General features: G+C 51.4%; 9 protein-coding genes and 1 riboswitch. Of the genes, 4 read left to right on the forward strand and 5 right to left on the reverse strand.

Annotated elements, in window-relative coordinates:
- Nucleotides 1–54 precede the first annotated feature (54 nt).
- Nucleotides 55–1,248, reverse strand: coding sequence for an aromatic amino acid transport family protein (locus RC73_RS15950; protein ID WP_039035578.1), 1,194 nt, complete (start codon nucleotides 1,246–1,248; stop codon nucleotides 55–57).
- Nucleotides 1,249–1,748: 500 nt separating this feature from the next.
- Nucleotides 1,749–1,852: riboswitch (yybP-ykoY riboswitch) on the forward strand.
- A 92-nt stretch (nucleotides 1,853–1,944) separates the two neighbouring features.
- Here RC73_RS15950 and RC73_RS15955 point away from each other — a divergent pair.
- Nucleotides 1,945–2,502, forward strand: coding sequence for a TMEM165/GDT1 family protein (locus RC73_RS15955; protein ID WP_039035579.1), 558 nt, complete (start codon nucleotides 1,945–1,947; stop codon nucleotides 2,500–2,502).
- A gap of 64 nt (nucleotides 2,503–2,566) precedes the next feature.
- Here the strand turns inward: RC73_RS15955 and katB are convergent, their stop codons facing one another.
- The 4 genes from katB to RC73_RS15975 form a co-directional block, all read right to left on the reverse strand.
- Nucleotides 2,567–4,030: a catalase KatB gene (gene katB / locus RC73_RS15960; RefSeq protein ID WP_028779401.1), complete on the reverse strand. Its 1,464-nt coding sequence runs from the start codon at nucleotides 4,028–4,030 to the stop codon at nucleotides 2,567–2,569.
- A gap of 347 nt (nucleotides 4,031–4,377) precedes the next feature.
- Nucleotides 4,378–4,659, reverse strand: a complete 282-nt coding sequence (locus RC73_RS15965) for a YgjV family protein (RefSeq protein ID WP_039035580.1) — start codon at nucleotides 4,657–4,659, stop codon at nucleotides 4,378–4,380.
- A gap of 267 nt (nucleotides 4,660–4,926) precedes the next feature.
- The gene (locus RC73_RS15970) at nucleotides 4,927–5,364 is read right to left on the reverse strand and encodes a PaaI family thioesterase (RefSeq protein ID WP_039035581.1); all 438 of its coding nucleotides are present in this window, start codon (nucleotides 5,362–5,364) and stop codon (nucleotides 4,927–4,929) included.
- Nucleotides 5,365–5,616: 252 nt separating this feature from the next.
- A complete protein-coding gene (locus RC73_RS15975) occupies nucleotides 5,617–8,118 on the reverse strand; it encodes a S8 family serine peptidase (protein WP_039035582.1) in 2,502 nt (833 codons plus the stop codon).
- A 412-nt stretch (nucleotides 8,119–8,530) separates the two neighbouring features.
- Here RC73_RS15975 and RC73_RS15980 point away from each other — a divergent pair, with 412 nt between their 5' ends.
- From RC73_RS15980 to tnpA, 3 genes are all read left to right on the forward strand, one after another.
- Nucleotides 8,531–8,959, forward strand: a complete 429-nt coding sequence (locus tag RC73_RS15980) for a curlin (RefSeq protein WP_052248246.1) — start codon at nucleotides 8,531–8,533, stop codon at nucleotides 8,957–8,959.
- An 18-nt stretch (nucleotides 8,960–8,977) separates the two neighbouring features.
- Nucleotides 8,978–10,414, forward strand: coding sequence for a curlin (locus tag RC73_RS15985; RefSeq protein ID WP_039035583.1), 1,437 nt, complete (start codon nucleotides 8,978–8,980; stop codon nucleotides 10,412–10,414).
- A gap of 165 nt (nucleotides 10,415–10,579) precedes the next feature.
- Nucleotides 10,580–11,044, forward strand: a 465-nt coding sequence (gene tnpA, locus RC73_RS20190; RefSeq protein WP_082014354.1) for an IS200/IS605 family transposase, incomplete at its 3' end; no start/stop codon positions are given.

Raw genomic sequence — 11,044 nt, forward strand, 5'->3', positions numbered from 1 at the left:
ACAGACTACCAAGCGGCTACAGACTCGGAAAAATTCCCTTACAAAGGGCTTAGCTTAGGCCCCCAGCGTCGCATACAGCTGGGCAGCTATAATGCCTATCCCCAGGAGGGCCATCAGCGCCATCGCCGGCTTGCCACCGGCAACTTTGTAGCCTTCCGGCGACTCACGCCGCTGTTTCAGCGCTATGGCTATCGGCAAGAAGATGATGATCACCACTAAAGGCACAGCGGCAAACCCCAGCAGCGCTGAAAAACCTTCCGGCAGATACAGGGCGCAGGCCAGCGGCGGAATAAAGGTCAGCAACCAAGTCTGCAAGCGGCCGACAAAGTTACTCTTGGCGCGGATAAGCTCGGCGCTGAAGTCAAACAGGCTCAGGGTCACCCCTAGAAACGAGGTGATCAACGCCAAGTCGGCAAACAGCCCAATGCACTTGCTCACCAAAGGCTGCTCGCTGATAGCCTGCAAGGCACTGATGAGTTTCGACAGTGAACCGCCAAAGCCGTGAATGGTATCGCCGCCGACGGTACCCAGGGTTACCAGCAGCCAAAGCAGATAACAGGCCAGCGGAATGCCGGAGCCTATCAGCAGCACCTTGCGCAGGGAAACCGTGTCACCATCGAGATAGCGCACCAGAGTAGCAATACAGACATGGAAACCAAAAGAGGTAAATACCACAGGCACGGCGGCCAGCCACACATTGGCATAGGAATCGGTCGGCGGCTGCTCCAGTAAGGTGTTCATATTCACCTCAGGCAACAGAAACAGTACCACCAGCACCAGCATGACTATCATGGCGGAAAACAGCCCGCGGGAGAGCTTATCGACCCAACCGACTCCCAAGGCGGCAAAACTGCCCAGAGCCAGGGTAAACAAGAGTACCGCGTCCTGGCCATCCAGGGTCATATCGAACCAGGCCTTGGCCTTGAGCACCAGGAGATCGGCGCCGCCGGTCAGATAGGCAGCGGTCAGGGCAAACAGCAGGCTGAGAAAGGCGGCGCTTTGAATCAGTTGCCCCGTCTTACCCAAGGCTTTACCTGTGATGGCATGCAGGTTATCCCCCACGCCGGAGCGCAGATTGACTTCCAACATCAACAATGAGGTGTAGGCAGAAATGCCCCAAATGACCAACATCAATAGCAGGGCCGGCAGTAAGCCCAGAGCAGCCGTTGCCAATGGCAAGGCCAACATACCGGCGCCTATCGCTGTACCTGCGACTATGGCTACAGAGCCCAATATTTTAAAGTTCACTAAAATTCGTCCTGTTCTTTTGTCTTGTTATCTTTAAGGTCAGATTTACCCAAGGGGAAAGGCGAATTGTCAGCGCAGCTGGCAAGCTGTAACGTCTTGGCCGCAGATGAAATTCCGCCTTACGGAGTTTCATTGGCCCCAACAGCTCAGCAAACAGAAGAGGTATGCCACCAAGCCACTGGGGCTAACTAAATCGTGGACAGCGGAATTGGGGACTGCAAAGATGCAAACTCAACACTGAGGCTCTTTCTCAAAAATTAACTTAACCGGGACATTAACAGAGCCACAGCCCTTGGGCAAGCGGGGAAGCGCGACTATCGGCCAGTTACCCTATGCTTCGACTTGATTCCTGATACAGGGCTGTCAAACGGAAACATAAACCATTTTCTCGACTTTCAGCGGCGTAAAAAATCGACAGCCCCCTCTTTCCCAGATAAAGAAATCTCATTTTTATCGAAATCAGAGCAGTGTTGCCATAACGAACTTTATAGTTATAATGGCCGCCTCTGTCTTAGGGGAGTAGCTAACCTGGGTCCCGCCCAGGGGTAAGTATCAACACACTTGGCCTCATGCCATGGTGCTTACAGCAAGCTTAGGCTTGCCCGGCAAGACCTGAGTACGGTATACCGCACTAATTATAAAGGGGTGGGCGGTAGACTGTGCTTGGAATTTTGCCACCCCGAAGGAACGCCCATTTTGGAAGCTCTCATCGCCTCAACTCTCACTGTCGCCGTAGCCGAAATCGGTGACAAGACTCAGCTGTTGGCCCTATTGTTGGCCGCCCGTTTCAAAAACAAGACCGCAATCATCTCAGGGATCCTTATCGCCACCCTGCTCAACCATTTTGCCGCCGCCTGGCTGGGCCAATGGGCCATGGGTTGGCTCAGCGCCGATGTCGGCCGTTACCTTGTTGCCGGTAGTTTCTTTGTCATCGCCCTTTGGGTGCTGGTGCCCGATAAGGTCGATGCCGAAGAGAGCCGCTTCTACCGCTATGGCCCTTTCGTGGCCACCTGTTTGCTGTTCTTTATCGCCGAAATGGGTGACAAGACCCAGGTCGCAACCGTGGTGCTGTCAGCCAAATACGATAGCCTGCTGATGGTAGTAACAGGCACCACTGTCGGCATGCTGCTAGCGAATGTTCCTGTGGTACTGGCCGGCCATTTCAGTGCCGACAAGCTGCCCATGACCTGGATCCACAGAGGTTGCGCCCTGCTGTTTGCCCTATTGGGGATTGCCACCCTGTTGTGGGAATAGGGCAACCGCTGACAGCGCAAAAGGGGCAGCTCAAGCTGCCCCTGTTATTTCCGGCGTGCAATTATCAGCTGGCCAGCATCTCCTGCACCCGGCGGCCGTAGTCGGCATCGGCCTGACTGAAGTGACCTATCATTCGCTGCTGCACATCCTGAGTCGCTTGGCTCAGAGTACCGCAGATATTGCTGATAAGCCTGGCCTTTTCCTCTTCCGGCAACAAGCGGTAAAGGTTGCCAGCCTGAGTGTAATCATCCTGACCATAACGGCTGTATCTGTCAGCTTCTCCATCCAGGCGCAGCGGCGGCTCTTTGAACTCTGTGGCATCCTGCAGGCCGCTTGGCTGCGAGTTGGGGCCATAGTTTGCCGACGCATCGCCACCTGTCTGGCTTCCATGATAAGGGCACTGAGCCCCGGCCATGGCACCGGCACGTTGATGGTGATTGGCCTGAGTCGCATGGGGGCAGTTCACCGGCAACTGGTTATAGTTGGCTCCTATCCGATAACGCTGGGCATCGGCATAGGCAAACAGGCGAGCCTGCAACATCTTGTCCGGCGACGCGCCAACACCGGGAACCAGGTTACTTGGCGCCAGTGCCACCTGCTCTACTTCAGCGAAGTAGTTCTGTGGCAGACGATTGAGCTCCAGTACCCCAACCTCAATCAGCGGGTAGTCCTTATGTGGCCATACCTTGGTCAAATCAAATGGATTGATATGGTAAGTATTGGCATCAGCTTCCGGCATTATCTGCACCTTGAGCTTCCAACGGGGGAAGTTACCATCCTGGATTGCCGCCACCATGTCGCGCTGGGCATGATCCGGATCGATTCCCTTCACCTTGGCGGCCTGCTCTTCAGTCAGGTTGGCTATGCCCTGCTCAGTCTTGAAGTGGAACTTGACCCAGAAGCGCTCACCCTTGGCATTCCAAAATGAGAAGGTGTGCGAGCCAAAGCCATGCATCTGCCGATAGTTGGCCGGAATGCCCCGGTCAGACATCAAGACCGTCACCTGATGCAAGGACTCCGGGTTGAGCGACCAGAAGTCCCACATCGCCTGAGGATCTTTCAAGTTGGTGTGCGGGTTACGCTTCTGAGTGTGGATAAAGTCAGGAAACTTGATGCCATCACGCAGGAAAAAAGTGGGGGTGTTATTGCCCACTATGTCATGATTACCGCGTTTGGTGTAAAAACGCACTCCAAAACCACGGGGATCGCGCTCGGCATCGGCGCTGCCCATCTCACCGCCTACGGTCGAGAAGCGAACAAAAGCCTCGGTCTGGGTGCCTACACCCTGGAAATGTTCGGCTATGGTGTATTGACTCATATCATTGGTCACTGTGAAGGTGCCATAAACACCCGTGCCTTTGGCATGCACAACCCGCTCTGGGATCCGCTCGCGGTTGAAGTGGGCCAACTTTTCAATCAGGTGCCAGTCCTGCAGCAACAGAGGACCACGCTCTCCGGCGGAGAGGGAATTCTGATCGTCTGCGATAGGGGCGCCGCTCTGGCTGGTGATATATTGCTTCTGACTCATCTCGTGCTCCTTAGTCCTTTGTTTTGTTTAACCAGTTTTCAATCACATCATATAGGGTGGCCATAGGTGCTCCCTTGAGCAGTCATATTGGCGATGTGGTCATCTTAGTCAAACGACCATTTTTTTAAAAACGATTAAAACTGATTGTCATAATTCCATTTATAGATTGCTTTGGGGCTGGCTTAATAAGTGGAGGATAAAGAAATGGATAACCGAGATAGCAGTGACTACCAGTCGAGATGAAAAACGGCTGAAGCAGAACAAGCTGACATTGTCACGAAAGCAAGAAACAAACTTTATAGAAACCGGCACCATGAGATTACTCGGGCGCCGGTGGTTTGCCAGTCTTACTTATCATCTGATTTTTCGCCGTTTATTTGATCACTTGACTGCAATTCAGGCGCTGGTGTGCGATAGAGTTTAACCAGGTAATAGGCATCAATAAGCACAATAAAGAAGTTCACCAAAGCCACAGGATAAGCAGCAATGGCCACACCATAGGCAACAAACAGTGCCGCTCCAAGCAGGTTCCACCAGCGCAACCGTTTGATATTGGACATCATCAGAGAGATAGCCACCACTACTGATGCCAGATATCCGACCCACTCCCATATATTGATTGTATCCATCCAAGATCCCCTATTTCACAGCAGCAACTGTCTTCGAATCATGACGCCCCTGAATGCCAAATTCCCAACCCCTCGCCTATAAGGATAGTCGCTTACAAACAGGAGCAAGAATGAATACTGGAGCTAAAAAATTGGCTTTGGGCCTGTTGGCAATCTACCCAATTGCAACTAGGCCCGTTGTCCATGCGAGTGAAATAATCTTGAAAAACAGGCGATACATTGGCCTTAATCTATGCTTTTACGCAAACTCAGCGCTAGCATATGGCCCTAACGCTTGATCACGGCCGCGGTCATACGGGAGATACAGGTCAGCTCACCGGCGCTATTATGAATAAGCACTTCCCAGACAGAGCTACGTTTGCCCAAATGTACCGCTCTGGCGGTTGCCTTGAGTTCTCCATTACGGGCTGCCCGCAGGTGATTGGCGTTAATCTCCTGACCGACACAATAGTAGTTTTCAAAGTCCACCGCAAAATTAGCGGCATAGCTGGCCACCGTCTCTGCCAGTGCCACATTGGCACCACCATGGACTATTCCAAGTGGATTGTGGATAGCCGGAGATGCCGGCATGCTGGCAACCATATAGTCATCACCTATCTCTGTGATGCGGATCCCCAGTGTCTGCATCAAGGTGCCCTTGCCACTCATACCAACATCCAGTTTGGCACAATCTTCCAGGGTGATAGGGCGAAACCAAATACTCATCTTATTGTTATCCTTAGTACTCCAATTAGGAAAATCAGTTTACTTGGCCGCCAGCATCCAAGTAAACCCGACCAAGCAGATAAGCTTGCACCGACGCAACTTCAATGAAAGGTAAAGCAATGAGGCAATCGCCCCCCTGCGTAAATGATTGCGAAGTTCTGAAGTTATCTCCCCCTGTCATCAAAAATTAATTTTTGCACGATGTGTTTATAAAAAAAGCGGCCAGCTGGCCGCTTTCATCCATTTGGGTTATCAGAATTGAGCAACTACAGGATCAGAGCAAAGCTCGGCTTCCAGTTCACAAACCTGATAAGTCACGCTCTCGGCTTCAGTGCTGAAGCGATCACGGAACTGACCATCGTTGGCGGTGGTCGCAACCTGCTCACCATCGCGGAAAATCGCCACTTCATCACCCAGGGCACCATTCCAGTTAACATCGACCATGGCGCTGCCACGACGGGACTTGAGGGCGCGGCTGATATCGGCAGAGATGCTGTGGGCAAATACCTGCACTTCCATGCTGACACTGTCGCTGAGCTCGGTGGCATCGGTCGCTGTCAGGGTCACTGTGTAGGTACCAGCCTGGGCATACACATGTTGAGGGTTTGCCTCGCTGGAAACAGAGCCGTCACCGAAATCCCAGTGGTAGCCGGCGATATCATCATTGATATCAGAGCTGCTGTTGCTGAAGCTGACGCTCAGACCTTCGGCTTGATAGTCAAAGCCGGCATTAGGTGCTGAAGGACCGGCTTCACCCAACGCAGTGATCACCATACCCCAGTTGTTCAGGGTGCCATTGTCACCACCGGCGTGGTCAGTCACACTCAGAGTCCAGGTTCCTTGGGCAATTTCACCGTTGAAGTCACTCAAATCCCAGCTCTTGACGATATCATCATTGCTACTGCCTTCACGATTATGCAACACCACTTCGGTACCGGATGGCGAAGTCAGGGTCACAGTCAAATCACCAATCCAGGTGTGGCTGATGTTGACGTTGCTGTTGACCCCGAAGATCTGCAGCGGATCGGCGATCTCAATGGTGCTGGTCACTGTGCTGTTATCGGCAATAGCCACCGGGGTATCATTGCTGTACGGGAAGTCATTCAGCCCTTGAGGGATGATTTCCAGGCTCACCACACTGCTCTTTTCAATACTGCCGTCATTACCCGATACCGTGATGGCGTAATCACCCCACTGAGTCTCGGCAGTGCTTGCCACGTTCAGGGTAAAACTGTCACCGGCACCAACATTGGTAGCAGACAAAGATACCCCTTCCAGAGCGGGTTCCACACTGACACTCAGCTCAACACTGCCATTCCAACCGGCGACACTACCGACACTAAAGTCATAGCTGGTGCTTTCACCGGCTTCAATGGTGCGGGCAGCCGGGCTCACGCTAAAGCGATAACTTGGGCTTGGATTAGCTTGATCGAGTGCATTGGCCGCATTCAGACGGGTACCGGCAACACTCTTACCTGTCATGGCCGCATTGGCATCACCCGAATTCATCAACAGTGCTTTCATCTCAAGCGGTGTCAGATCCGGGTTGATAGACCATACCAGAGCCGCGACGCCACTCACCATAGGTGTCGCCATTGAGGTGCCCGAATAGCTCTCGTAGCCACCACCAGGAACCGTTGACAGAATGGCACTGCCTGGCGCGGCCATATCTACACTGGTAGCACCCCAGTTGGAGAACCAGGAGATATCATCCGAGCTATTGGTACTGGCGATAGACATCACTATGTCCGATTCATAGTTGGACGGATAATGAGGGCTGGCATCATTATTTGTGGTGTCGTTACCGGCCGCAGCCAGGAACAGAATACCGGCGTCACCGGCAGTTTCAATGGAATCCTTCAGCGCCTGGCTGAAACCACCACCACCCCAGGAGTTGTTGGTGGCCTTGATATCGACACCATGATTCACCTTAAGATCTGTCATATAGTCGATACAGGCGATGGCATCTGCGGTAGAACCTGTACCTGCAGGAGTCAGGAACTGACAGCCAATAATAGTCACGTCCCAGTTGACTCCGGCGACACCCAGGCCGTTATTTCCCTTGGCGCCAATGGTGCCGGCCACGTGGGTACCATGACCGTTACCGTCCATGGGATCGCCATTGTTGTTGGCCGCGCTGAAACCGTGAATATCATCAATCACGCCGTTGCCGTCATCATCTATGCCGTTACCCGGAATTTCCCCCGGGTTGACCCACATGTTGGCCTGCAGATCCGGATGGGTATAATCAACCCCGGTGTCGATAACTCCGATGATCACATCCGTGCTGCCTGTAGTGACATCCCAAGCTTCGGGAGCATCTATATCGGCATCGGCCACACCACCGGTTTGCCCTGTGTTATGCATGCCCCAGAGTTCAGGGAAACGAGGATCATCCGGCATGCCTATGGCGCGCAAAATGTAGTTGGGTTCAGCATATTTAACCGCCGGGTGACTGGAAATCATCTTGATCGCCTGCTCAATATCGGCTCCTTGACGCAGATTCAGCTTGGCCAGACGACCATCAAGCAAGCGGGCAAATTTGTCATCTATACCATCGGCATTGGCATCACGCAAAGTACCACGTACCAGGCGCTGAGCCGAGATGCGCTCCTCCTTGGTGGCATTATCCTTGTAAACCACCAGGATAGAGTCCTTGGCGTAACGGATCTCGTTTTTAGCCATTGCAGGCGCGCTACCAAGCGCCATAACCCCAGCGACAGCTACTGCCAATGGCGAGAATTTTTTCAACATATTCGGGTTTCCTATAGTCCTTATAATCCCTTGGTATCCGGAACGGCTTGCATCTGCGGCACTTCCTTGAAACGACAGGCAAACAGTGACCAGCGAGTGAAATCCGGCGTTTATTTATTGCAAATAGATTGTTACCGCAATGAAAACGATAGCGATAGTAGCAAACGGTAAAATACGACTTTGATACTAGACGTGTTAGGTATAGATAATCTTATAAGCCGCCAAAAACAAAACACAATGCATTGTTTTAAAACAAAAATAAGTCAAACCACCATTATTACAAAAAGCAATATCGACTAAAGCCTAAATAGCCTTTAACTCCAATTGCGGCACCCATCCTATACGCGTAACTTTTGTTGCTGATTTGTTCCACTCTGGTTCAATCAAGGATATGTACGAAAAGGAGTCTTAGGTGTCGGTACTCGCAAAAATCCTGTTTGGTTCAACCGTTTTGTTGACCAGTCTTGGTACAGCAGCGACAGAGCGCCAGGTGAATGCATTACAGGAGTTGCCAGTCACCCTCCAGACACTGCTGGAAACTCAGGGACGTGACAACTTGGTCGACCTGATGCAACAAGGCAGTTTCAACCAAGCCATCATAATTCAAGCCGGAATTGACAACGGCGCTGTCCTCACCCAAGTCGGATTGGGTAATCAGGCGCAAGTAGTACAACTCGGGGTCAATAACCAGGTTGAAATGATGCAGGTAGGTGACGCCAATAAGGCAAACATCACTCAAATAGGCAATGACAATCTGGTGCAACTCAACCAGCTTGGCAGCGCCAATTTTTCGATACAACAAATTGCCGATGCAGCCACTATCAGCATCACGCAGTATTAAAAACACAGGGAGCGTTTAATGAAATCTCAAGCTAAAAAGTCACTGATTGCACTGGCTATCACAACGGGTCTGGGTATGAGTGCCCAAGCCTTCGCCGGTAGTGTCAACGAAATATCAGTTAACCAGCAGAGCCGCAGCACTGTAGGACAGGAAGTTTATGCCGAGCAAACTGGCATTCTGAACCTGGCTGTCATCAATCAGGAAGGTTCTGCCCAGGAAGCCACCGTGGTTCAAGACGGTGTTTGGCACGAAGCCTATGTTGATTCCAAGGGCGACGAAAACAAAGTCACTGTGACTCAAAATGAAGACTGGCACGTGGCCAGCGTCGATGTGGATGGTAACGTCAACACTGCAACTGTCGCTCAATCCGGTTTCTTCAACGAAGCCAATGTGGAGCTGATCGGTGACAACAACAGCGCCGAAGTAAACCAGAACGGTGACACCAACTTTGCGGTATTCCGTGTCAACGGCAACGACAACTCTGGCTACATCAGCCAGAACGGTAACAACAACGAAGCCGGCATGATAGCCGTTGATTTCAGCCCCAACGTAGGCAACGGCAACTCTGTGACCGTACTGCAGGAAGGTAACGCCAACATAGGTGGCGTTCGCGGCGTTGCCGGTGATAACAACAGTATCGAAATCGATCAGGCTGGCGCTCTGAACACTGGCTTTGTTTATGCCCTGTCCGGCTCTGAAAACAGCATAGAAATGATGCAAACCGGCACTGCCAACACCGCAGTGCTCGAATTCACCACAGGTGATGATAACGACGTTGAAATCTATCAGAAAGGTGACGGCAACACGGTAGGCGATCTGCTGGTTGCCGATATTCAGGGTAGCGATAACCTAGTCGATATCCAGCAGGAAGGCGACACCAACGGCGTTGAATTCCAAATCTGGGGTGACGACAACAACATCGACCTGGAGCAGGATGGCAGCACCAACTTCGCCACTGCCGCCGCCTATGGCACAGACAACAGCATGGACCTGACTTCGCAGGGGGATTACAACGAACTGGTCGCCTTCACCACAGGCGAAGACAACCAGATCGAAATTCATCAGGAAGGCACTGAAAACTTTGCCTATGCCGAACTGGAAGGCGACAACAACGAAGTGGATATGGAGCAAGATGGCAGTGCCAACGAAGCTTTGGTCACAGTGGTTGGTTACAACAATACCGATATCGAAACCACTCAAAGCGGTGAGCTCAACTTGGTAGACCTGCTGATCCTGGGTGATAACAACCTGGCTCAAATCGTTCAAAGCGGTGACAACAACTGGGTGAGTGGTGTTGAAGGCGGCGCCTTCGCTGTGGTTGGTACAGGTAACAGCCTGATGATCACCCAAAGCGGTAACGAAAACCTGGTTGTCGGTTATCAGGCCGGCGCCAGCAATGCTATCAGCGTAACCCAAAGCGGCGACTACAACGTTGCCACTGTTATCCAGAACTAATCACTCTGGTGCTTTGTGCGAAAGGGAGCCTCTTGGCTCCCTTTTATTTTCAGCCCCTAAACCACCTACTTCAGTAGGTGGTTATCATCAATTTAGGCTTGGCCTGTAAAGGCTACCCATGCTAATTGCTCTTTTGATTTTTAGCGAAGTCAAAGGACAAAAAGCATCAGTAGATACGAGCAAGCATCGCATGTGTATTGGCGATGTCAATATCATATAGTTTGGACTCCAAAGTACCGTTTTAGGATTCTCAAAAACAAAGTAGGTAAGGACGTTTACCGCTGTATTCACGTTTACAGTGAGCAACTTGGGTGCAAAGTAGTAGAGTTAAATGTTCAGGTAGACCATGTTCATTTAGTTATAAAAGTTCCGCCAAAGTTATCGATATCAAGACTGATGGGAGCGCTCAAAGGCAAAATAGCACTAAAACTATTTAGTAAATATCCATACTTGAGGAAGAACAAAATGTGGGGTAACCATTTTTGGCAGCGAGGATACTTTGTCGATACGGTTGGAATAAATGAAGAGATAATAAGGCGTTATGTCCGGCATCAAGAGAAAGAAGAAAAGCAGGAGCAAACTCGAGGGTGTTCAAAATTCTGTGTCACGTTAAAAATCACAGATCGATGT

This window comes from Shewanella sp. ECSMB14102 (assembly GCF_000813075.1).
Lineage (GTDB): Bacteria > Pseudomonadota > Gammaproteobacteria > Enterobacterales > Shewanellaceae > Shewanella > Shewanella indica.